The 22,343-nt window shown below is 70.6% G+C and carries 23 protein-coding genes; 10 read left to right on the top strand and 13 right to left on the bottom strand.

Annotated features, from left to right (window positions below; all coding sequences use genetic code 11):
• Positions 1-17: 17 nt before the first annotated feature.
• The 3 genes from ACWEVP_RS46385 to ACWEVP_RS46375 all read right to left on the bottom strand — a co-directional run bounded on the left by ACWEVP_RS46385 (position 18) and on the right by ACWEVP_RS46375 (position 3,307).
• On the bottom strand, positions 18-1,388 hold the full coding sequence (locus ACWEVP_RS46385) for an amidohydrolase family protein (protein ID WP_452068998.1): 1,371 nt from the start codon (positions 1,386-1,388) through the stop codon (positions 18-20).
• Positions 1,385-2,314, bottom strand: coding sequence for an SDR family oxidoreductase (locus ACWEVP_RS46380; protein ID WP_452068997.1), 930 nt, complete (start codon positions 2,312-2,314; stop codon positions 1,385-1,387). The genes ACWEVP_RS46385 and ACWEVP_RS46380 overlap by 4 nt, the downstream gene beginning before the upstream one ends.
• Before the next feature lie 171 nt (positions 2,315-2,485).
• Positions 2,486-3,307 carry a helix-turn-helix domain-containing protein gene (locus ACWEVP_RS46375; protein WP_452068996.1) on the bottom strand — a complete coding sequence of 274 codons (822 nt, stop codon included), beginning with the start codon at positions 3,305-3,307 and terminating at the stop codon, positions 2,486-2,488.
• A 100-nt stretch (positions 3,308-3,407) separates the two neighbouring features.
• Here ACWEVP_RS46375 and ACWEVP_RS46370 point away from each other — a divergent pair, with 100 nt between their 5' ends.
• Together ACWEVP_RS46370 and ACWEVP_RS46365 are read left to right on the top strand one after the other, a co-directional pair.
• Complete coding sequence (locus tag ACWEVP_RS46370; protein WP_452068995.1) at positions 3,408-4,064, top strand: Atu4866 domain-containing protein; 657 nt, start codon at positions 3,408-3,410, stop codon at positions 4,062-4,064.
• Complete coding sequence (locus tag ACWEVP_RS46365) at positions 4,061-5,389, top strand: amidohydrolase family protein (protein WP_452068994.1); 1,329 nt, start codon at positions 4,061-4,063, stop codon at positions 5,387-5,389. The genes ACWEVP_RS46370 and ACWEVP_RS46365 overlap by 4 nt, the downstream gene beginning before the upstream one ends.
• Positions 5,390-5,793: 404 nt before the next feature.
• Here ACWEVP_RS46365 and ACWEVP_RS46360 read toward each other — a convergent pair whose 3' ends face one another.
• Both ACWEVP_RS46360 and ACWEVP_RS46355 read right to left on the bottom strand, forming a co-directional pair.
• On the bottom strand, positions 5,794-6,615 hold the full coding sequence (locus tag ACWEVP_RS46360; protein ID WP_452068993.1) for an oxidoreductase: 822 nt from the start codon (positions 6,613-6,615) through the stop codon (positions 5,794-5,796).
• Positions 6,564-7,487, bottom strand: a complete 924-nt coding sequence (locus ACWEVP_RS46355) for a helix-turn-helix transcriptional regulator (RefSeq protein WP_452068992.1) — start codon at positions 7,485-7,487, stop codon at positions 6,564-6,566. Before ACWEVP_RS46355 ends, ACWEVP_RS46360 begins: the two co-directional genes overlap by 52 nt.
• Positions 7,488-7,738: 251 nt before the next feature.
• Between ACWEVP_RS46355 and ACWEVP_RS46350 the strand changes: the two genes are divergently transcribed.
• From ACWEVP_RS46350 to ACWEVP_RS46325, 6 genes are all read left to right on the top strand, one after another.
• Positions 7,739-8,356, top strand: a complete 618-nt coding sequence (locus ACWEVP_RS46350; protein ID WP_452068991.1) for an RNA polymerase sigma factor — start codon at positions 7,739-7,741, stop codon at positions 8,354-8,356.
• The gene (locus ACWEVP_RS46345) at positions 8,313-9,038 is read left to right on the top strand and encodes an anti-sigma factor domain-containing protein (RefSeq protein ID WP_452068990.1); all 726 of its coding nucleotides are present in this window, start codon (positions 8,313-8,315) and stop codon (positions 9,036-9,038) included. Before ACWEVP_RS46350 ends, ACWEVP_RS46345 begins: the two co-directional genes overlap by 44 nt.
• Positions 9,039-9,137: 99 nt before the next feature.
• Complete coding sequence (locus ACWEVP_RS46340) at positions 9,138-9,698, top strand: hypothetical protein (RefSeq protein WP_452068989.1); 561 nt, start codon at positions 9,138-9,140, stop codon at positions 9,696-9,698.
• 66 nt (positions 9,699-9,764) lie between these two features.
• Positions 9,765-10,175: a VOC family protein gene (locus ACWEVP_RS46335; protein ID WP_452068988.1), complete on the top strand. Its 411-nt coding sequence runs from the start codon at positions 9,765-9,767 to the stop codon at positions 10,173-10,175.
• 44 nt (positions 10,176-10,219) lie between these two features.
• The gene (locus ACWEVP_RS46330) at positions 10,220-10,414 is read left to right on the top strand and encodes a hypothetical protein (protein ID WP_452068987.1); all 195 of its coding nucleotides are present in this window, start codon (positions 10,220-10,222) and stop codon (positions 10,412-10,414) included.
• Between the two features lie 24 nt (positions 10,415-10,438).
• Positions 10,439-11,257 carry a GAF and ANTAR domain-containing protein gene (locus ACWEVP_RS46325; protein WP_452068986.1) on the top strand — a complete coding sequence of 273 codons (819 nt, stop codon included), beginning with the start codon at positions 10,439-10,441 and terminating at the stop codon, positions 11,255-11,257.
• Positions 11,258-11,573: 316 nt separating this feature from the next.
• On the opposite strand, the gene ACWEVP_RS46320 is transcribed toward ACWEVP_RS46325, so the two are convergent.
• From ACWEVP_RS46320 to ACWEVP_RS46305, 4 genes are all read right to left on the bottom strand, one after another.
• Positions 11,574-12,086, bottom strand: a complete 513-nt coding sequence (locus ACWEVP_RS46320; protein WP_452068985.1) for a DinB family protein — start codon at positions 12,084-12,086, stop codon at positions 11,574-11,576.
• Between the two features lie 75 nt (positions 12,087-12,161).
• Positions 12,162-12,326: a hypothetical protein gene (locus tag ACWEVP_RS46315; protein ID WP_452068984.1), complete on the bottom strand. Its 165-nt coding sequence runs from the start codon at positions 12,324-12,326 to the stop codon at positions 12,162-12,164.
• Between the two features lie 278 nt (positions 12,327-12,604).
• On the bottom strand, positions 12,605-12,997 hold the full coding sequence (locus ACWEVP_RS46310; RefSeq protein ID WP_452068983.1) for a hypothetical protein: 393 nt from the start codon (positions 12,995-12,997) through the stop codon (positions 12,605-12,607).
• A gap of 17 nt (positions 12,998-13,014) precedes the next feature.
• Positions 13,015-16,665, bottom strand: a complete 3,651-nt coding sequence (locus tag ACWEVP_RS46305; RefSeq protein ID WP_452068982.1) for a CHAT domain-containing protein — start codon at positions 16,663-16,665, stop codon at positions 13,015-13,017.
• An 814-nt stretch (positions 16,666-17,479) separates the two neighbouring features.
• On the opposite strand from ACWEVP_RS46305, the gene ACWEVP_RS46300 reads away from it, so the two are divergent.
• Complete coding sequence (locus ACWEVP_RS46300) at positions 17,480-18,646, top strand: hypothetical protein (RefSeq protein WP_452068981.1); 1,167 nt, start codon at positions 17,480-17,482, stop codon at positions 18,644-18,646.
• Positions 18,647-18,954: 308 nt separating this feature from the next.
• Here the strand turns inward: ACWEVP_RS46300 and ACWEVP_RS46295 are convergent, their stop codons facing one another.
• Both ACWEVP_RS46295 and ACWEVP_RS46290 read right to left on the bottom strand, forming a co-directional pair.
• Positions 18,955-19,224, bottom strand: a complete 270-nt coding sequence (locus ACWEVP_RS46295) for a SpoIIE family protein phosphatase (protein ID WP_452068980.1) — start codon at positions 19,222-19,224, stop codon at positions 18,955-18,957.
• A gap of 81 nt (positions 19,225-19,305) precedes the next feature.
• On the bottom strand, positions 19,306-20,346 hold the full coding sequence (locus ACWEVP_RS46290; protein ID WP_452068979.1) for an amidohydrolase family protein: 1,041 nt from the start codon (positions 20,344-20,346) through the stop codon (positions 19,306-19,308).
• Positions 20,347-20,406: 60 nt separating this feature from the next.
• Between ACWEVP_RS46290 and ACWEVP_RS46285 the strand changes: the two genes are divergently transcribed.
• Complete coding sequence (locus ACWEVP_RS46285) at positions 20,407-21,000, top strand: TetR/AcrR family transcriptional regulator C-terminal ligand-binding domain-containing protein (RefSeq protein ID WP_452068978.1); 594 nt, start codon at positions 20,407-20,409, stop codon at positions 20,998-21,000.
• 204 nt (positions 21,001-21,204) lie between these two features.
• On the opposite strand, the gene ACWEVP_RS46280 is transcribed toward ACWEVP_RS46285, so the two are convergent.
• Both ACWEVP_RS46280 and ACWEVP_RS46275 read right to left on the bottom strand, forming a co-directional pair.
• A complete protein-coding gene (locus ACWEVP_RS46280) occupies positions 21,205-21,537 on the bottom strand; it encodes a hypothetical protein (protein WP_452068977.1) in 333 nt (110 codons plus the stop codon).
• A gap of 259 nt (positions 21,538-21,796) precedes the next feature.
• Positions 21,797-22,282 (bottom strand): hypothetical protein, encoded by a 486-nt coding sequence (locus ACWEVP_RS46275; RefSeq protein ID WP_452068976.1) that lies wholly within the window; start codon positions 22,280-22,282, stop codon positions 21,797-21,799.
• Positions 22,283-22,343: the final 61 nt, after the last annotated feature.

Genomic DNA, 22,343 nt, shown 5'->3' with positions numbered 1-22,343 from the left:
TCGCGAGAGGGGGACGGCTAGTCGTCGAAGTCGACCGCGGCGTGCGGCCAGTCCACTTCGGACAGCAGGTGGTCGTGGCTTTCCCGCACCCGGCGGCGAACCCGGTCGAGGTCGGCGCCGAGCAGCCGGCCGTCCCACTTGACGACGCGGCCGTTCACCAGCACCGCGGCGACGGACTCGACCCCGGCGCCCTGGACGACCGACGCCAGGACGTTGTTGCGGGGAAACAAGTGCGGGGCGGAAGTGTCGACGAGGATGAGGTCGGCCTTCTTGCCCGGTGTCAGAGACCCGGTGAGGTCTCCGACGCCGCAGTTGTCCGCGCCCTTCTGCGTCGCGGACCGGAGAATCTCCCGCAGCGTCGCCGAAGTGCTTCCGGAACGGTGGTGGTCGATCCGCTGCACCAGGTGCAGCGCCCGCATCTCGGCGAACATGTCGATCGCGTAGGTCATCGGGTTGTCGTTGCTCAGCCCCGGCCGCAGTCCCTGCTCGACCCAGCGGAACTGGGTTTCGATCCGCGGGCAGACGTTCACCTGGGCGCCGTGGTCGATCACGATCCGCCGTTGCTCGGAGGAAAGGAAGTTCGCGTGGTTGATGGCCTCGCGCCCGTCGAAGGACCCGTCCGCGTACAACCGCGCGAGGTCCTGCTTTTCGATCCCGCTGTCGAAGGAGAACCACAGATCGAGGTCTTTCCGGACCGGCAGGAGATCCGTGAGGTCGTCGAACCCGGGCGCGTAGAGCCGCATCGAGCACAGGTCGCCGTCGCCGCGGAAGTACTCCTCGCGCAGCCGCCGGGCGTCCGCCGGGAAGGTGCCCGCCCAGTCACCCGCCCGGGGGCGCCCGATCGCGTGCACACCCCGCACCCCGGACTCCAGCAGCGCCTCGACCGCGGCGTCCGAGTGCTCGGGCGTGCGGGCGTTGTGCATGTTGTCGACGACCGTGGTGATCCCGCCGTTGAGCGCGGCCAGCAGGGTGTTCAAGGTTCCCGCGTGGATGTCCTCGGGCCGGCAAGCCGGGGCGAACGCCCGGTGGGCGGCGTACATGTAGCTGCGGCCCGAGACCGGTGCCCCGCCGATCGCGTCCTCAGTGGACTGCGGGATGTTCTCCGGGATGATCCGGCCGAGCGCGCCTTCCCAGCAGTGGATGTGCGGATCGCAGAAACCCGGCATGACGACGTGGTCCCGCGCGTCGACGACGACCGCGTCGGGTGCGGAGATCGAAGGCCCGACCTCGGCGATCCGGTCGCCGTCGATCAGCACGTCCCCGGCGGCGAAGTCGCCCACCCGCTCGTCCATCGACAGCACCGATCCCCCGCGCACGAGGATCCGCTCGGGACTGGGCTGCCGAGCGGCGTGCTGCGCGAGCAGCGCCGCCAGCCGCGGCTCGGTCATCCCCATTTGCCGCCGCCCGCGCCCGGCTCGAAGTAGTGCCCCTGAGCGAGGTCCTCGAGCAGTCCGGGTTCGCGCGGCGCCCAGCCCGTGAGCTCACGGGTGAGGGCGGCCGACGCCGGGCCGTCGAGGCGGAGGAACATCCCGAGGAACCCGAAGTGCTCGTCCGCCTCCTCCGCCGGGATCGACCGCACGGGGACGTCGAGGTGCCGTCCGATCGCTTCGGCGATGTCGCGCACCGCGATGCTCTCGTCGCCGACGGCGTGCAGCACCGAGCCCGCCGGCGCCTTCTCGATCGCCAGCCGGAGCAGGCGCGCGGCGTCCTTGCGGTGCACGGCGGTCCAGCGGGCCGCCCCGTCACCCGGGTAGGCGGAGAACCCGTGCTTGCGAGCGATTTCGACGAGCGTGGCCATGAACCCGCCGTCGCCTTCGCCGTAAACGGTCGGCGACAAGCGCACGACCGACGACCGCAGCCCACGTCCGGCGAGGGCGAGGGCGGCGTCGCTCGGCGGCCGCCGGGCTTCGCCCACCCCGCCGGGCGTGGCCCCGTCCCGTTCGGTGATGGGGCGTCCGCCCGGGCCGTGCCCGAGCATGCCGGCGGCGACGGTGATCGCCCCGCCGGACGGCAGGCCCGCACCCAGGGCCTCGATCGCCGCGACGTCGGACGCGACTGCCTCGGCGAAGCGCCCGTCGAAGGCGATGTCGTGCCGGAAGGCGAGGTGGACGACGGCGTCGGCGTTCGCGGCCGCGTCCCGCAGCACGCCGAGGTCCTCGACCGACCCGCGGACAACCCCAGCCCCCAGCGATCCGACGACCGCGGCCGAGGCATCCGACCGGGCGAGGCCGGTGACCTCGTGCCCCGCTCCGATGAGCTCGGGGACGACGGCGGAGCCGACCCACCCCGACGCGCCGGTGACGAACACGCGCATGAACGAACCTCCAGCAATGGCGATGGCACCCCCGGGAGAATTCGAATCGCACGAATTCGGGGCAACCTTTGTCGCAACGCTAACAGCACCGGAGACCGTCGGCGAAATATCCTTTTGACATGTCAGGTATTCCCGAAAGGAATATGTTGATTATGCTCGTCTGCCTTTCCGTCAAGATGAGCGGGCCGGTGCGAGCATGCCGAGCAGCCGGACAGCGTCCGCGTCGCGGCTGTTCGGCGCCGCCCGGTAGACGATCAGCTGCTGGCCCGACGCTCCGCGGACGTCGAAAGTCCGGTAGGCCAGCGTCAAATCCCCCACCGCGCTGTGCCGGAACCGTTTGGTCTCGTTCGTCTTGCCGCGTACGTCGTGCCGCGCCCACAACCGCCGGAAGTCATGGTCGGCGGCAGCCAGTTCTTCGGCCAGCGCGAGCGCGCGCGGGTCGTCCGGGCAGTACCCGATGGCCAGCCTCAGGTGCGCCACGCACGCCTCGGCCGCGCGGTCCCACTCGGCGAAAAAAGTACGGCCCGCCGGGTCGAGGAACGTCATGCGAGCCAGGTTGCCCGTCTCGGCGAAGTCGGCGTAGAGCGCGTCCGAGATCGGGTTGCGGGCGAGCAGGTCCAGGCGGCGGTTGACGATGACGGCGGGCAGGTGCGGCCACTCGGCGAGCAGTTGCCACAGATCGTCGTCGACCCGGTCGGCCACCGGGTCCCGCTCGCCGACCGGGACGTCGGCGAGGCGGAACAGGTGCTCGCGAGCCTCCGGGCCGAGATCGAGCGCACGGGCGATCCCGTCCAGCACCGAGGCGGACGGGCCGCGCTCCCGGCCCTGCTCGAGCCGGGTGTAGTAGTCGGCACTCACCCCGGCACGCACGGCGACCTCTTCCCGGCGCAGTCCGGCCACCCGGCGCCGACCGTGCGGGACAAGACCGACGTCATCGGGAGCCACCCGCGCGCGGCGGGCGGTGAGGAACTTGCCAAGGTCGCTCTGGGGCATGGGACCAGGATGAATCCAGGTCCTGCGGGGAACCAGGGTGCGCCGCACCCAGGAGAACCCCACACTGGCTGCGGCCGACCCCGGCATCGATGGTGGGTGCATGGCCTCACCGAAGATCGACAGAACCGCGCTGAACGACGCGGCCGGACCGCTGCTGTTCGTCAACGCGACGATCCACACCCTGGACCCCGTCATCGGAGACATCGAGAACGCCGACCTGATGCTGGCTGGCGACAAGATCGCCGGCGTCGGGCCCGGCTTGCACACCGCGGCCGGGGACGACGGCGCGACCGTGGTCGACTGCGGTGGGCTGAGCATCGTCCCGATCGCCGGGCTCAGCACCCTCGCGCCGGGAAGCCCGGCCACCTTCGCGGTGATCGACACCGACGGCCGCAACGCCTGGGAGCACGTCATCTGGCGCCCGGAGCACGCCGTGCTGGTGGTAATCGACGGGATTCCCCGGGCGACCGGGTCCTCGCCGGCCGTCCCGGCCGCCCGGCAGCGCCCGGCCGACAGCCCGTACGTCGGGATGTGGATCGACGAATCCGGCTTCCTGCACCAGGAACTCACTCCCGACGGCCGCTACGACGAGACCCGCGGTGGTCGCCCGCACGCCTACCAGGGGAAGTTCTGGATCGACGGGGACCGCATCGTCTACCTCGACGACCTGGGGTTCTGGGCGTACGGGGAGTTCCTCGACGGCGTGCTGCACCACGCCGGCTACACCCTTCACCGAGCCTCCGAGGAGCGGTCATGAGCATCCTGTTCACCGGCGGCGCCGTCGTCACCATGGACCCGGAGCTGGGCGACCTGGCACATGGTGACGTGCTGGTCAGCGGCGAGCACATCGTGGCGGTCGGGCCCGATCTGAGCGACCACCCCCAGGCCCGTGCCGCCGAAATCGTCGACACCACCGGCCGGATCGTGAGCCCCGGCTTCGTCGACACCCACCGGCACGCGTGGCAGGCCCAGCTGCGACGCAGCATCCCCGACGTGACCGACCTGGGCGCCTACGTCACCAGCACCCTCGCCCGGATCGCCCCGGCCTACACCGCACACGACGTCTACGTCGGCACCCGCCTCGCGGCCCTGTCGGCGCTGGACGCCGGCATCACCACGATGCTCGACTTCTCGCACAACTCGCGCAGCGCCGCACACTCCGACGCCGCGATCCGGGCACTGGTGGACACCGGAATCCGTGGCGTACACGCCTCGATGGCGCCGCACTTCGGCGACTGGGACAGGCAATGGCCACAGGACGTGCAGCGGCTGCACGCGGCACATTCCTCCGGACTGGTCACGGTCCGGCTCGCGGCGCTGGCGAGTGGCGATTTCGGCGGGCCGCTGCTCGAGTACGGGCCGCAGCTCGCGGCCGTCGCCCGGGAGCTGGGGATCGGGGTCAGCGTCGACGCCGTGTTCGGCACGTCGTCGTCCACGGCGATCCTGGGCTGGGCCCGCGCCGGGCTGCTCGGCCCGGACGTCACGCTGATCCACGCCACCGGGCTCACCGCAGAAGCCTGGCGGGCAATCGGCGACACCGGCACGACCATCTCGCTCGCGCCGACCTCCGACGCCCAGATCGGCCTCGAGACGGCGATACCGGCCGTCGACGAGGCGCTGGCGGCCGGGGTGCGCCCCGGCTTGAGCATCGACGTGGAGGTGGCGCTGGCCGGCGACATGTTCACCCAGATGCGCGCGTTGCACGCGATCCAGCGGATGCGGGCGGTCAACAGCGCGTACGGCACCGACGCCGTGCCGGACCGGATCACCACCCGCGACGTGCTCGATTTCGCCACACTGCAGGGCGCACGCACCAACGGGCTGGACTCGATCACCGGCTCGCTCACCCCCGGCAAGCAGGCGGACCTGCTGGTCGTCAACGCCACCGAGGTCAACACCATGCCGCTCAACGACGCCGTGGGCACGCTCGTGCTGGGCGCCGACCCGCGCAACATCGAGACGGTGCTGGTCGGGGGCGTGCTCCGCAAGTCCGGTGGCCGGCTGGTCGGTGTCGACGTGGCCCAGCTGCACGAGCAGGTCGTCGCGTCCCGGGACGCGATCCTCGCCGCGGCAGCCTCCTGACAACGGCCACCCGCGAGCCGACCGCACCACCCCGACCGGGTCGCCGGGGTGGTGCTGTCGGCCGGCCCAGCCAGCCCGAAGTGCCGGCCACCCTGGAGGCGACCGCATCCATTTCGGACGACGACGCGGAGTTCGCGCCGCCGAGGGCAACCGTCCACCGAGCGCGCAAATCTCCGGGCTGGACGAGCGGCTCGTCCCGGACACCATCGACGGCCGGACGACGCTGGTGCGCTGGCCGTGGTAGTCGGCCGGTTTGCCCCCTCTGACCGGAACGCAACGGTTGTGACGCCAGCATGTCGAAATGGGAGCCAATCAGGACCTGCAGCTTGAGTGAGCGCCGCGGCTCGCGAACCACCTAGGCGTCGGATCCCGCGTGGGCGTCCGCGCAAGGTGCCGTAGCGGACTCAGGTGCCGGCGAACCCGGTCGACAGCGCCAGCTCGCGCCACCGGGCGAGTTCGCCGTCGACCTCGGCGAGCTTGGCTTCGACGAGCTGCACGCAGTCCGCGCCCAGCGGCAGGCGCAGGGGCGGTTGCGCCGACGCCACCACTGCGCGGATCGCGGCCACGGCCTTGGCCGGGTCACCGGGCTGACGACCGTCACCGCGGGCGATCGCGGTCTGCAGAGCGCCGACGGTGCCGGCGTAGGCGGGAAGCGTCGCGGCGGTGCGGCGCCTGCTGGTTTCGGTGAGGAAGCCGGTGCGGAACGAACCGGGCTCCACGATCGTCACGCGGATCCCGTGCGGCGCCAGTTCGGCGCGCAGGGCCTCGCTGAGCCCTTCGACGGCGAACTTGGAGGCGCTGTAGAGCCCGCGGCCGGCGCCGGAGGCGAAGCCGGCGCTGGAGCTGACGTTGAGGACGTACCCCGACTGCCGGGCCCGCATGGCGGGCAACGCGGCGCGGGTGACGTTGAGCAAGCCGAAGACGTTGGTGTCGAACAACGCGCGCACGTCGGCGTCGGAGGCTTCTTCGACGGCGCCGAACAACCCGTACCCGGCGTTGTTGACCAGGACGTCGATCCGGCCGAACCGGTCGATCGCCGCGGTCACGGCTTTCTCGGCTTGCGCGGGATCGGTGACGTCGAGCCGCACGTCCAGCCGCGAACCGTCCCGGACGGCGCCATCCGGATTGCGGGTGGCCGCCACGACCTGGTCGCCTGCGGCGAGTGCGGCTTCGGTCAGTGCGCGCCCGAATCCTCGCGAGGCGCCGGTGATGAACCAAACAGACATGGGTGGACTCCGTGTTCGTGGGCGATGCCTCGGCGTGGCGGCTGCGGTTCGCCGACCGGCAGGCGGGCGTGCTCGGCCAGCAGCGCCAAGCCGCGTTCGGCCGCGCTGCCGGGTTCGGCGTGGTAGACGACGAGGTGCTGGCCCGGGGCGCTGGTGACCGTGAGGTTTTCGAACGCCAGCGCCAGTTCGCCGACGGCCTCGTGGCGGAAGTGCTTGACGGACGCGGTCTTGGCGCGCACGTCGTGCCGTCCCCACCAGCGGGTGAAGGCGGGGCTGCGGACGGCCAGCGACCCGACCAGGTCGGCCAGCCGCGGGTCGTCCGGGTCGGGGTTGGCCGCCCGCAACGCGGCGACGCACCCTTCGGCGATCCGGTCCCAGTCCCGGTAGAACACCCGCGCCTGCGGGTTGAGGAAGATGCCGCGGAGCAGGTTGGTTTCGCCCGCCAGCCAAGAGAACAACGCCTCCCCCAGCGCATTGGCCGCCAGCAGGTCGAAGTAACGGCCGTAGACCAGTGCAGGCGTGGCCGGCCAGGCGTTCAGCAACGACACCAGCCCGGCCGAAGCGCGTTCCGGCTTCGCCCGCCGAGGTTTCCGCGGCGCCGCCAGGCCGCGCAGGTAGGCGGCCGCCTCGTCGTCGAGCAGCAGGGCTTCGGCCAGCGCTTCGATCACCTGGGGCGAGGGGTGGGTGTCCCGGCCCTGTTCCAGCCGGACGTAGTAGTCCGTGCTCACCCCGGCCAGCATCGCGACCTCGTCCCGGCGCAGGCCGGGGGTGCGGCGTTCACCGGACGGCAGGCCGTGCGATTCGGGCCGGGCCAGTGCCCGGCGCGCCCGGAGGAACTCCCCCAGCCGCGGGGTTATCTGCCGACGTGCCACTTCCGCCACCTCCTGTTTCCCTCCGACGCGGTCGACACTAGGTCGGCACGCCCGGCACCGGGTAGCTCTGCCAGGTCCACCCACCATGGCCGGCATCGGCGGGTCCGGATCGGGCTCATCCCTCCGCGCGCATCCGCCGCACGAGCGCAGGACGTATCCCGATCGTGGGCCCATCGACCGCGGACCGGGGAACGACGATGCCGATGACCTGCGCTGTCGCCGCGCCGCGACCCGCGGCTATGGTGTCGTGCGTGTCCGACGATGCCGCCGCGGGCGGCACAGCCGACGACCTCGCGTGGCGCTTCGCCGCCGGCGAGCCCGAGACCTTGCGCGCGGTGTTCGACCGCCACGGCCCCGCCGTCCAGCGGCTGGCCCGGGCCAGCCTGCGCGACCCGGCCGACGTCGACGACGTCGTGCAAGCCACCTTCGTCTCCGCCTGGAACGGCCGACAGACCTACGATCCGGGCAAAGCCGGCCTGCTGGCCTGGCTGTTGGGCATCGCCCGGCGCCGCATCGTCGACCTGCTGCGCGCCCGCGGGCGTCAGCACCGCGACTCCGCGGCCGTCGCCGCCGTGACACCGGCGGAGGAGGCGGTGGTGGCCGAATCACCGGAACGCGTGCTGGACCGGCTGGTCATCGCCGACGAGCTGACCCGGTTGCCCGGCCCGCAACGGGAAGTCCTGCAGCTGGCCTTCTACGCTGACCTCACCCACGCCCAGATCGCCGAGCGCACCGGACTGCCCCTGGGCACGGTCAAGAGCCATCTCCGCCGCGGCATGCAGAGCCTGCGCGCCCAGCTCGACCGCACACCGGAGGAGGTGACCGATGACGCACCCCGATCCCGATCGGCTCGCGCTGCTCGCCCTTGACGAGCAGCCACCCGCCCCGGCCGAAGCCGCCCACCTCGACAGCTGCCCCGGCTGCCGCGACGAAGTCGAGTCCCTGCGCGCGGTCGTGGACCTGGGCCGCGAAAGCTGCGAGGAAACCTCCCTGCCGCCGGTGCCCGAGGCCGTGTGGGACCGCATCGCCGCCGACACCGGCCAGCCGAGCCGGACACCGTCCGACGACCACACTGCCCCGGTAGTGCCGCTGGCTCCGGCCATCGGCCGGCCGGCCCGGCGCCGGTTCGGCCGCGGCGCCCGCTACGCGGCCGTCGCCGCCGCCGCGGCCGCGATCGGGGTGGCCGCCACGGCGATCGTGGTCACCGCCGGCGAGAGCGAACGGGTCGTCGCCGAAGCGCAGCTGAACCGCCAGGCTCCCGCACCCGCCGGCGCGAGCGGCCGGGTCCGGATCGTCGACGCGGGCGAGGGCACGCTCCGGCTGAAGGTCCAGCTGACCGGTATGCCGGCTCCGGCCGGGCTGTACGAGATCTGGCTCTTCGACGGCAGCACCACGATGATCCCGCTCGGCGTCACCGCCGGCAGCGAAGCCGACGTCGCCGTGCCCGCCAACGTCACGTGGAACAGGTTCCCGGTCGTGGACATCTCCGCTCAGCAGCTCGGCCAGCAGGAACACGGCGTCAGCATGCTGCAGGGCACCTTCGGCACCTGAGACGTCCGGACTCCCGGAATTTCCGGCGCCGGCTGCATCCGGCCGTCCGCTTCCCGGCGTATCCCCTCGTGTCCAGGAAGCAACGAGAACGGAGTGATCATGCGCCTTCGCATGCTCGGGGTGTCCATCGCCGCCGCGGCGGCCCTGGCGGGCGTCGCCGCGGCACCGGCCCAGGCGGCCCAGCCGGCCCACGCGTCCTCCTACACCGTCTCGCACCACCACGGTTACCACTTCGGCAAGGGCCGCACCGACCTGACGCTCGACCCGGCCGCGGCGAGCGCGCTGACCTCGCTGGGCGTGAAGGTGTCGCCGGTGCTGGCCCAGGTCCGCCACGTCGGCGGCAAGACCGTGTTCGGCTTCACGATCGTCGGCAACCCGAAGGACGGGACGATCGAGCACGTCGGCGGCCTGCTCCTGCGCGCCGGCGGCAAGTGCCTGTACCTGACCAGCTACACCATCGACCTCAAGCGCGGCGTCCTGAGCGGAAAGATCAACTTCGGTACCAGAGCCGACCTGTTCACCATCGGCGCGGCGACCCCCGCCGGTGTCACGCTCGCCCTCACCGCCCCGGCGGCCGCGTTGCTGAACAAGACGTTCGGCGTCACCGCCTTCACCCCCGGGCTGGTCATCGGCTACGGCAACCCGATGATCCGCAAGTAACCCGCCCGACCAGCCGGCGGAGTGACCAGGAGATTTCCTGGTCACTCCGCCGGGACACGAACGGAGATGACTGTGCCACCGGCGAACCTGCACGCCTACCTCAGCTATCGCAACGCGCCCGCTGCCCTGGACTGGCTCACCGCGACCGGCTTCGAGGTCGTCTCCCGCCAGGACGGCGACGACGGCAGCGTCATCCACGCCGAAGTCCGGCTGGACACGGTCGTGCTCATGATCGCTTCGGCCGACGCCGACTACGACCAGCCCCGGGCGATCGGCCGCAGCACCGGCGACGGCCTCTACCTGTGGCTGGACACCGCCGAGCGAGTCGACGACTGGTTCGGCAAAGGCACCACGGCCGGCGCCACGCCCCTGATCGCCCCCGAAGACACCGAATGGGGGACCCGCCGCGCCCGGGTCCTCGACCCGGGCGGCAAGGAGTGGAGCGCGGGCACCTACCGGCCCGGCTCGACGTGGTGATCCAGCCGGCGGCCGGGCCCGTCACACCCGGTGCCGGATATCGGGTGAGTTTCGTGACCTTGGCTCCGGAACCCGGTTGGCGTAGCGTCACCGGACGGCGAAGTTCACCAAGCAGCTTCCCGACCCTTTCGGCGCTGCGGCTGCTCGGCGTGCCCGATACCGCATCCACCGCCGCCCTGCGCGAACCGTTCTGCGCGGACCGATCCAGCCAGTTCGTCATCGAAGTGCGAGGCTGGTGACCGGGCGATGAAGAGGAGACCGGATTGACCGACGTCGACACGCAGACCGACAGCCACTGGGAGGCGGACCGGGTTGCCTTCCGCGCGGAGCCGGGCACCGACTCGGACCGGTGTGCCGTCTCCTCCGACGGGCCGCTGGCCCAGCGGTTCAGCGCACTCGCCACCGTCCTGCTCGAAGCCGAATCCCTGCACGAGGCGATGGAACGAGTGGTGGCCGCTGCCCTGCGGATCGTTCCCGGCGCCGACCTGGTCAGTATCACCATGCGGTCGCCCGGCGGCGAGTTCCACACCCCGGTGTGGACAGATGAGACGGCCGAAGAACTGGACCGGATCCAGTACCGGACCGGGGAAGGACCGTGCCTGGAGGCCGCGCGGCACAACGGCCCCGGCCACTGCCTCACCGACGACCTCGCGAACTCGGCGGCATTCCCGCAGTTCGGACCGCGCGCAGCAGAACTCGGGTTCGGGTCGCTACTGGCCACGACACTGCTCCCCGACCGCAAGTCCGATCTCCCGCCGGGCGCGATCAACCTCTACAGCCACCGCACCGGCGCCTTCGCCGACGACGCCGTCGACCACGCGCTCGTCCTGTCCTCCCACGCCTCCCTGGCGCTGGCCGGGTCGGCCGCGCACACCGCGCAGGCACTCAAAGAGGAGCACCTGCGACGAGCCATCGACAGCCGGGACGTGATCGGCCAGGCCAAGGGGATCTTGATGCACCGCCGCGGCTTGACCGCGGACGAGGCGTTCGACATCCTGCGCCGCACGTCCCAGGAGCTCAACGTCAAACTGGTCGAACTCGCGCACACACTGACCCAACGCCACCACGAACTCGACCGCTGAACCACGCCGGAGGCGCGCTGGAGACCGGATTCAGGCTCCGCCGGTCCAACCACGGGCGGGCGGAGCCGCCCGTTCGTCGGCCGTACCGCCACGTTCTTCTGGCGGTGATCGACCAGCCAGAACGGGATATGTGCCTATCCAAACAGCAGCAGTGGAAGGGCGCCGGACCCGTCCACGCGATGAACTGTCTCCGCCGTCGCCGGCGTTTACCGAATGCGCAGAACCACCCGGGAAATCGGCTCTCCCGGCCGAGTCGAGAGCCTCCTGGCGGCTACCCGGCTCGTAGCCTCGACGATCCACCTTCTCACCGCTTCGCCTACCGGTTGTGGGTGAGCTGGCTCTCGTGGAAGGCGAAGTGCCGGGCCGGGTAGCGGTAGAGGTCGGCCAAGGTCATGTACTGCTCGAAGAACGGGTCCCAGCGGGTCGGGTAATGCATACCGCGCGTCAGTTCCGCGTCGCCGGCGCGATCGAGGCTCCGATGCAGCGACGCGACGATGCGGTCGAACCAGCGGGCCGCCCAGCGTGGCCCGGCCAGGCCGCCGCCACACGAGCCGAGGTAGTTGACCACGTGGAAGACCGGCGTCGTCGCGTTCAGCGTGGCGGCGAACGCGCGGCTCACCGGATCCGGGAGCCGGCCGAACACGCGCACCAGCACCAGCACCGCTCGCACGATCTGGTAGCCGAACACCAGGTGGAACAACAGCTGCCGGTTCGTCCACCGCGTGCCGTCCGACCGGCGGCGCAGGTCAGTGACCGTCGCACCGGCCACGAGTTCGCGAAAGGTGGCCAGATCGCGGTCCCACTGCTCGTGCACGGCCTGCCGGTCCATGTGCTGCGCCTCCCGGATGCGTCCAGTTCGGCCTGGACAGCTTCCCACCCGCGAGCTGATGCCCGTCTCAGCCGTTCAGCAGCAGTGCTCGCCGCGCCAGGCTTCCCGGCCTTCCTTCACCGCGACCGCGGCGAGCACGATGCCGACCGTCGAGTGCTCCGCCGCCTCCGCCCAGAACAGCGACCGCGCCGACTCGACCGTGACGTAGGCGGCCAGCGCGAAGAAGGACACGGCGATCATCTTCACTGAACCATTCCGCTACGGCGAGCTCCGCTGCCCCTAGAACCTTACGAATAGGAAGAGCCGATCCGGCTGCTCAGTTCTCGATGTGGAGAACCTCGGTCAGATGGGCGACCTCAGCGACGAGGCGAACCGCCAGTGAAGCACGCTCATCGTGATCTCGCCGGCCTCGCACGTGTCTGCTGCCTCGGCCAGGCCCCGCACGCCCGGAGAGCCGCCGCCGCGCTGCCCGCAGTGATCAGAGCTCAAACGAGGTTCCGACGATGAGTACGCCGAACCTACTCGTCGGGAAAGGTGAAGCGGATGCGATGGACCTGGCCGCCGTCCACCCGGTCGCCGATCTCCAGCTCCAGCCGCCGGGCGCCGTCCTGTCCGTCGCCGTGCAGGTCCACCATGGTTTCGGTGCTTCCGTCCTCGCCCAGCACCTCTACGCGAACCGTCGCCGATGAGAAGTCCTTGAGGTCGCGTTCCCGCCGTTTGCGCCAGGCCATCCACAACCCGGTGACACCGGTCGTTATCGCACCTGCCGCGACGTTCTCCGCCACCGCGATGAGCACCTCCACCACCGGGCCACGGTCGCCGGTCCCACGGGAGACCCGCTCGACCGGGCCAGGCAGCACTCCAGCCACGTCCGCCGGAGTCAGCCCGCTGTTCTCCACCTCGAAGTGCACAACACCTCCACGACAGATCACGCGTGCATCACCCACGAGCCGCCGTGCTCCCGGTCCGGTGCGGCCTCGTTCAGCATACGGACGAGGTCGAGAGCCGACCCGCGCCGCGCGCGGGCGCGGCGCGCCGCGGCCACGATCGGCGAGGCCCAGTCCACGTCGCGGATCGGGCGCAGCGGCGACACGACCAGCGCGGCCCCGGCGTCGAGGAACGCCGTCGCCAGCGGTGGCCCGGCGACCGCTCCCAACGACACGCCCAAGCCGCCGGCGCACACCGTCAGCACGACCACCATCCCCGGGCGGACGCGCAGCGCGGCAATTTCCGACGGCAGCACCCAACGGTCGCTCAACAACAGGGCAGGCGTTCCGCCGAGGTCGGCGAACGGTTTGCAGTGCGTGGACACCCACAGCAGGTCCGCTTCCGTCGCGGAGGCGCGCAGCGCCTGCCAGGTCGCCGCGTCCTGAACCAGTGGCGCCACGCCGAACACGTCTGCGACACCCCGCGCTTCTTCCAGCGCGCCCGGCAGCCCCAGTTCCGGTGTGCCGCCGCGCGGATCGCCCAGCACCCGGACCCGGCGGTGCGGCAACCGCGCGCCGGCCGCGCCGAACCGGGGTCGTTCGCTGTGCTTGCGCACCACCACGATGTCGTCGGACAGCGCACGGCCGGCAGTCCCTGGCACGTTCTCGACCGGGACGCCACCCCAGGGCTCTCGCAGCCGAAGCGACACCTCGGCCGCTTTCCCGGCTGCCACGCGCAAGGCGTCGGCCACCGGCACAACGTCCTCGGTACTCGCCGCCAGCCGGACACGGGCGGCCACCGACTGCGCCGGGGCACGCCCGATCGCCACATCGGTGACGTCCACCTCGTCACGCCGGCAGGTGATCAGGTGCGCCGAATCCGTGCCCTGCACGAGGTCCACCACCGCTTGGTGGCGCCGGGTGAACCAGCCGCTCACCTCGGCGCGGTTGCGCTCGGCGGCCGATGGCAGGACGTCCGTGGTGATCCGCATTCGTGAGTCCAGCAGCTGCTGGAGGCGGCGTGCGTCCGGTGTCCCCAGTTCGGCCACGTACTCGCGCTCCAGCGCGGCGATGTCCCGCACCGGACCGGCCGCGATGGCCATCCCCTTGCGCATCTCGATCATGCCCAACGACAGCTGCAGGTGTGCCGGCAGGCGCGCGACGCGCCGTTGGAATTCCTCGGTGCGGCGTGCGACCTTGGCACCGATGTCGTCGTGCTGCTGGTCGTCCACCAGCCGGAATGCGATGTGCCCGCCGTGGTCGGCGAGGAACCGGACCGCCCAGGCGCGCAGTTCGGCGGCATCGTCGGCGCCGCCGAAGTCCGCATTCCCCTCGGGTAGGAAGGTCACGGCCAGGAGCCGGTCGACCTTGGCTGCTACGTCGGCGAGGTCGACGGGCGGTACGTTCGAGGCGAATGGCACCGTGACCGGCGGCGGAGGCGAGGAGACGACCACCTCGAGGCTGATCTGTCGGCGCATGGCGGGTGTGGTTCGCCCGGCCAGGGCCCAGCCCGCTCCCGCCCACGGCGGGACGTGCCACAGCCGGTCGAGTGTGGGGAGCAGGCCGGTGGTGTAGACCTGCTCGAATACGCGGGCCTTGGCGTTGTCGACCGAGGTGTTGCCGAACATCATCGGCATCTCGTCGTCCACAGGCGCCCGCCTGCCCTCCACCACTTGCCGCAGAGTCACCGACCACTGGCCGATATCGCCCTTGGAGAAGCGCAGCAGGCTCTCCCACGTGTGCACGTCGTCCGCCGGCCCGGTGAGCAGCCGGGTCGCGGACCGCCACTGCACGACGTCCAAGTCATCCGACCGGGTTCCGGGGGCCCCGTTCACCGGTGCGCCGACAGGATCGCCGAGCAGCGCAGCGACGAGGTCTCGCTGCACGCGGACAGCCGGCGTGTCCTCGGCGGCCAGCGACGCGTCGTAGCGTCCCTTGGACACCGAAAGCGAGCCGTTGCGGTATGCCACGAACCCGATGTCCGCGTTGATGCCCGAGGTGTACAACGAGACGCGGTCGACGTGCGCCGCCGCCCATCGCGCCAGCGCGAAAGCCGGCAGAACGTCCGTGGAGGACGCCAGCCGGGCTGCCTGACGGGACAGCACTCCGCCCAGCTCGCGGCGACTGCCGCCGAGGATCGCCGCGCACGTCTCCAGGAATCCATGCCAGCGCACGACGTCCCGCCCGCCACCGAAACGCTGCACCAGTTCCGCCGCCTCGTGGTGCAACCAAGTCAGTAGCTCGTAATTCGTCGAAGGCACGACCGAGGCCAACTCACTGAGCGCCTTGTGGGTCGTCCACAGATCACCTTTGGACCGTGCCTGCTGGGCCAGTGTCAACAGCCGTTGCGGGGCCGCGCGCCAGCGCTCCGGGTCGTCGAACACCGAACCAGGCCGGAACGGGTTGGGATCGAACCGGTGCGCTCCGGGCGCGGGCCTGTGATCAGGATCGTCGGAGTACAACGACAGTCGGTCCCGCTGGTGGGCGATCTCTGCCAGCAGGTCGGAGCGATAGGGCTCCGTCGCGTCCTCCGCGGCCTCCTCCGCCTGCGCGTAGCGGCGCGACGACTCGTCGAACCGGCGCACGTCCCGAAAAGTGTTGGCCACATGCAGGTGGATCGTGGCCGACAACGACGGCTCGAGGGTCATACCGTCAAGCGTGAGCAGAAGCTCCAGCGATCGTTGGACGTCGCCGCGCTCCCTGGTGATCGACGCCGCGTAAACGCCGGCCCGAGCCCGAGCCTCCACATCTTCGAACTGCTCGACGAGCTCCCCGTAGTGGTCGAGCGGTTCGGGCGCCAAGTACCACAGCTTGTTGTCCACGACGAACCGCAGCACAACCGCGAAGGACGACAGCAGCACCGGGCGCAGGTCCGAGGGAACTCGGGTCAGCATGTCCGGCTCAGCGCACAAACTCGCCGCATTCAAGGCGGCGGTGCCCAAGGCGTAGTCGGGATCGTCGTGTTCGTCGTCTTCGACGAGCAGGTCAGGCTTCGCGTTCTTCCTCAGCAACTCTTCCAGCGAGCGAAACCGCCGCTCCCCGATCTCCGCCTCGGCGCGCAATACCCGGCCGACGGAGATCGCGGGGTTCCGCTCGATCTGCCGCGTGGTCCGGTTCACGGCATCGGTGATCTCCGGCGCCAGCTTGGCCAGTTCCTGCTCGATTTCCTCCGCGATCGGCGCGAAACCCTCGAAACCCAGCTCCTCGATCAACACCACCGTGATGCCCCACAACGCGCCGGCCAGCAGCGCGCCGTCGGTGAAGCGGCGTAAGACCTGCGGGTATGCGGCGGCCTCGCCAGGCTTCAGGTGAGCGTCACGATGCGTACCCAGGTAGGCCATGAAGTGAGCGAAGGCCGTCAGCTTCCCGGCGCGTTCTTCCTCCGGCAGTTCGTCCAGCCCAGCCGGATCGGCGCAGACGCGGCGAGCGATGAGCGCAGCCAGACCCACGCGGTACTCGCGCCCGGAAGGATCTTCGTCCGCCGGTTCGTCGTCGGCGGTTTCCTCGACCTCGTCTTCCGCAACGCACGATTCGATCAGCGTTTCCAGATCAGGATAACGGCGAGAATCGCCTTCGACGTCCGCCGCCACCGCACGTCCGACTCGAACCGCCAATGCGGCGCCCGGGTCGTCCTCCCCTGCCTCCGGTTCCACGCGAGCCAAGCTACCTCAATTCGGCAGTTACGGAAACTTCCGAACGGTTGTTCAGTAAGGCGAGTTCACACTTGCGGCCGCATCAAAAAGAGTCACCCTTGAGTTCCGGCCCGGCAAAATTTCCCAACCCGCTCCGTTCGGCACGTTTCCTGCCGCCAACCGGTATCGAGTCGAACGCAACCCGGCTCAGTGAGCGGCCGACCACACCAAGCCGCTCAAGCGCCGACCCCCGCAAGCGAAGGCGAAACCTGTGGTCCGGTTCCTCCCAGCCAAGTTCCTCTTCACTCCGATGTGGACAGTCCAGGGCGGCGTGTACGCGAGAGGCTGGACTCGGCTGCCTATTCACCGCCACCGGCCGGGTGGCGCACCAAAGCCGGAACTTCGCCGTGGCGGAGGCGCACCTCGCAGATCCCACGGGCAGATTGCTCGCGAAAGCCACTTCATCCGGGGCGGACAACACGCCGGAATGGCCGAGGCCGCGACGCAAGTTCTCCTCGACGAGCCGCCGAGGGCGTGACGCCCATCGCCCAGGACAGGTCGGAGTAGTCCTGCTTGTCGGCGGCGATGCAGTCGGACAACCGACCGCCGACGAGCTTTACCGACCTCGTCGAGGTCCGGCTCCCCGCCCAGCGCGACGTGCAGCAACCGTGGATGGCACGCGACAGCCCTCCCGGCTCGTGCAGTCCTCGATCTCGCCTGCCTGATCAAGGTACAGCCCACCCCGGAACGCCCCGACGGACGGCAGGCGACGGCCGGGCGCCAAGATGCCCGGGCCGCCGCCTGCCACATCCAGAGCCACAGGGATCATCTGTCCATGCCGACATCATCACCGCGGGCGGGCGTCCAGCGGACCGAACGCTGGTTCCTGCGGCGCGGGACCCCGACGATGATCGCCGGGTACGGCTTCACCGAGCACGTCCTGCCTCGCATGCTGCCCGCGCTCGCCTTCGTCATGCTCGCCAGCCTCGCTTGGCTCGTCCCCCTCAAGACAGCCGGCTCAGGACGATGGGTCCTGCTCGGCGTCGTCGTCGCGGTGACCATCGCGGCCTGGGTGACGACTTCGCTGTTCGTCCGGCGCCTCCCCCATTTCTCCCGCACCGCCACGATCGCCATCCTGGTGACCTACGCCGCAATGCCGATCGCGGTGCCACTGCTACAGCTCGCGTTCGACGGCGCCATCACCCTCCCCGGCGCTCGCGCGCTCGGCGTGCTCGCCTTCCTCGTGTTCTTCGCCGCCGCATTCGCGGCCACCGCCCTCGCCACCACCTACGGCTTCGGCACCCTGCTGCGCCAAGCCATCCGGCAAGCGATCACCGACCTCCGCAACAGCGTCCAAGTCCTCGGCCGGGCGCTACCCGTCCTGCTGTTCGTCACCCTGTTCCTCTTCTTCACCGGCGAGCTCTGGCAGCTGATGAACCAGCTCGCCTGGTGGCGCCTCGCCCTGGTCGTCGCCCTCTTCGGCGCGGTCACCGTCCTCGCCGCGGCCGCCCGCCTCCGCGAGGAGATCGGCCGCGTCGAACAAGACTTCAGCCCGCCCATGCTGACCGCGGCCTGCGCCGGCACGCCGCTGGCCGCCGTCACCCTCGACGCACCCGTCCGCGCGGTCAGCCTCAACGGACGCCAGAAACGCAACCTGCTGCTCATGCTCGCCACCCGCCAGCTCGTCCAAGCCGCCGTCATCGGCCTCGCCCTGTTCGCCTTCTTCGTCCTCCTCGGCGTGATCATCGTGACCCCCGCCGCGGCCGAACAGTGGATCGGCTCGACACCGGCGATCTCGCCACTGCTGCCCGCCGTCCCGGTCGCCCTGCTCCGCAACGCCACCCTGCTCGCCGGCTTCGGAAGCATGTACTTCGCCGTGACATCGATGAGCGACACCGAACACCGCAAGCAGTTCTTCGCCCCCATCATCGACGAGATCGAACGCACTCTGGCGGTCCGCGCTGTCTACCTCACCCTCCACAAGACCCCTGCTTCGCTCTGACAGCCAACTGATGAGACGGCCGGCCGGGTCGCTGGTCAACCCGGCAGGCCTGGCCGGCCGGCGGCGAGCCGGGGGGGGTACCCGCATTGCCGGACGGTCTCCACAGAGAATGGCGATGACGCGCAGCGTCGACCAGGGTCGAACGGCTCTGAACGCAATCACAAACAACAGGCCGCAAACGGCCCCGCTCGTCGACTGTCGACCGGACAGTTGCCCGCCGGCCTCGGTCGGTGAACAGAGCTGCGCCCGGCTCTAGCGTCGCCGCACGACCAGCAAAGCGACGTCGTCCTGCGGCTCGGTGGAACCGATCAACCGGGCCATGGCTCGCGTGCACACCCGCTCGGGGAGTCTGCGGTCACCGCCATTTCCAGCTCACGGACGCCCTCGTCGATTTCCCCGGTGCGACGCTTGACCAGCCCGTCGGTGTAGAAGGCGAGCACGCTGCCGGCAGGAAGATCGACCTGCGTTGCCCGGCGCGGCTTCTCGGCGAAGCCGACCTGGCTGATAGCCGGAGGCGAGCACCGGTGCCGGGTGCCCGGCCGGCGATAACGTCGTTCGCCGAGGTGGGCTCGGAACACGGGTAGTTGCTCCGTACGGAGAAGACCCACGGCGTGCCGTCGTGGTTGCGCTGATCCGTGTGCCCGGCGCCTCGGCCGGAATCAGTGCTCGACCCCTGCGCACCAGACCCGGCTGATCGCGCGGGTGGCGCGGATGTCGGCGACCGGGTCGCCGTCGAGCAGGACCAGGTCCGCGCGCATTCCCGGCCGGATCGCGCCGCGGTCGCTCAGCTTGAAGTGCTTCGCCGGCAACACGGTCGCGGCGCGCAATGCCTCCACTGTGGACAGTCCGGCGGCGACGAGCAGTTCGAGCTCGTCGTGCAGGCTAGCGCCGTGCGCGACAGGGGAAGGGGATCCCGGCGCGGCGTTCGCGTCGGTGCCGGCCAGGACGGCCGCGCCCGCGCGGTGGAGCCGGGTCACCGACGTCGCCGCGCCCGCGTAGAGCTGCGGCCGGCCCGCCGCCGCCGAAATGCCCTTCATCATCGTCAGCGTCGGCACGACGACCTTCGCCCGCGCGAGGTCCGCGTCCGCGATCGGTGGCCCCAGCGGCGCGTGCGTGACGACGTCCACGCCCGCGTCCAGCGCCATCGTGTACGCCCCGGTGGTCGCGGCGTGCGCGACGACCAGCAGCCCGGCCGCGTGCGCGGCTTCGGTGAGGGCGCGGGCCACCGGCAGTTCGGGGCCGCCGCTCCCGGGTGCTTCGAGCACGATTTTGAGGTAGTCCGATCCGGCCGCGGTGCGGGCCGCGACGAAGCCCGCCGCCCGCGCGGGATCGGTGACGACCGCGTCGGCGGGCATGCCGGGCATGCGGGCGTGCATCCCGCCCGGCCCGATCGCGGGCACGCCGGCGCTGCGGATGTCGGGCAGACCCGGCTGGTCCCGCAGGCCGGCCAGCAGCGCCGCCGACGTCGTCGCCATGTCCAGGGCCGTGGTGACGCCGTATCGGGCGAACTGGTCGAGGTTCTCCCGGCCGTGCAGGTGGACGTGGGCGTCGATGAGGCCGGGGAGCAGCACCTGGCCGGTTCCGTCGAGCACTGGGCCTCCGGTGGCTTCACCGGACAGGCGACCGCCGTCGACGAAGACGGTCCGCGGTTCCGTGAGACCGGTGCCGTCGAAGACCCGGACGTTCGTGATGGCTGCCATGACCCACCCCCATAAGGAACGGTATCGTTCACTAACGACCGTACACGAGAGGTGCGTCCGATGGCGGAGACCCGGCGCCGCGGCGACGCGCTGGTCCGCGCGATCCTCGAGGCGGCACTGGCCGAACTGGCCGAAACCTCCTTCGAGGAGCTGAGCTTCGAAAAGGTCGCGGCCCGCGCGCGGACCGGCAAGGCGGCGCTCTACCGGCGGTGGGCGACGCCCGAGGATCTGGTGTTGGCCGCGCTCACCGACCCGGACGCGGGCTTCGGGCAGACCCGGCCACCGGGAACCGGAACCCTGCGCGGCGACCTGCTGGCCCTGCTCGGCGGACTGGCCCGGGTGCTCGACGAACCGCACGGCCGCGCCTTGCGCCCGCTGATCACGCAGCGAGCGCGCCACCCGGAGCTGTTCGCCCGGGTCCGCGACCTGGTGCTGCGCCCCCGCCAGGAGCTGATCCTCGGCGTGCTGGCCGACGCCGCCGAGCGCGAGGAGGCGCGCCCCTCCGCGGTCACCGCCCGGATCGCCGCGGTGGGCCCACGCCTGGTCCTCGTCGAACACATGGAGGCAGGGACGGTGACCGGGGCAGAGGTGACAGCGATCGTCGACGAAGTCCTGCTACCCCTGGTGCGACCCCCGGCCGACGAGCCCACCTAGGGCGGCGCCGAACCCACGTTTCGCGTCGCCGCCAGGATCGGTGTCGCGCTGTTCACGGTGCCGTGGTCAGCCCGCACGAACGCGCTCTCATGCCGCTGGTCGACGGAATGCCGACGAAGGCGCCGGCGGGACAGCCTCCGCCGCCCGGAAGGGTCGCCCGCAACATCCGCGGCGATGGGAGTGACCTGACCAGATGGTTTCCAGTCAGTCCACCGTGGCCGTCATTTCCACCGCGTAGAACTCGACTTCAAGGGTCGTCGTGGACACAGTGAAACCCGAGCGCCCCGTTTCGGCGGCGGTCCAATGACCGATGCCGAAGAGGAGGGCGTGCCCGTAACCCGGATCGACGCCGACGGGCAGGTACGGCTCGATGCGGAGCACCTCGACCCCACTGAACCCCAGCGAGATCATCCGCCGGTCGCCCGGTCGCTCGGACACGAAGTCGAACGCGATCGCCATCTGCCGCTCGCCGGGGATGAACCTGATACCGCCGACGTGCGCTTCGTTGCGCAGGTCGATGCCACCGATGCCGGCCACGGTGAAGTCGATCTGCCCCGAGACGTGACCGAATGGCTCGAGTCCGGTGAATGTCACCGTCATCCGTATTTCCTCATGCTCGTGACCGAACCGTTCTTCCCTCGCCTACCCGGCGCGCGGTGACATTGTGCCTGCATGAACATACTGCCCAGCCTGCCGCACCGCGACGCTCGACGGCGCCTACGTCACCGCCGTACACCGGAGGGACGGCCCAGACCGGCCGCTCGTCGGCACGGTCTCGGGCTCTGGCGCCTGGTGATCAACTCGTGTTCTCCTTTTCGACCCGGGGATCACCGTAGTGGCACACGTATCTATGTTTGCTGGTCGAGAACCTTGGCCATGACGACATTGGTCTCGATGTAGCCGAGCTTCCGATAAAGCGACCGGGCGACTGGGTTATTGCCGAACACTTGGAGCCGCACGGTGCTTCACCGTGCCCCTGGCCACGCCGGTCTGCCTCGACCTTGATGTCGTAGAGGTAGGCGACCCGGTCGGCGCCGTGGGGACATTCAGCGAACCAGATCATGCCGATCTCCCGGTCGCCATTCCGCGCGGTGTAGAGGTGATGGCCGGGGGTGGCGACGCCCTCGGGCAAGAGCTCGGCGTACTCGTCGACGGCTCGCTGTAGCGCGCCATCGGCCGGCCGGCTCTTCGCCGAAACATGGGCCTCGGCACAGGCCAGTACCGCGTCGCGGTGATACGCCGCATATTCCTCGCTGGTCATCGGATCGAGCCGGATCTCCACCCAGGCGTAACGAAGGCCTCATGCAATGCGGCCGTTGTCACCGCACCGGCTGTTTGGTATC

The sequence above is a fragment of the Amycolatopsis sp. NPDC003865 genome, from assembly GCF_053605345.1.
The sequence above is the reverse complement of the archived record's forward strand: the minus strand, read 5'-3'. Positions and strand labels throughout refer to the sequence as shown.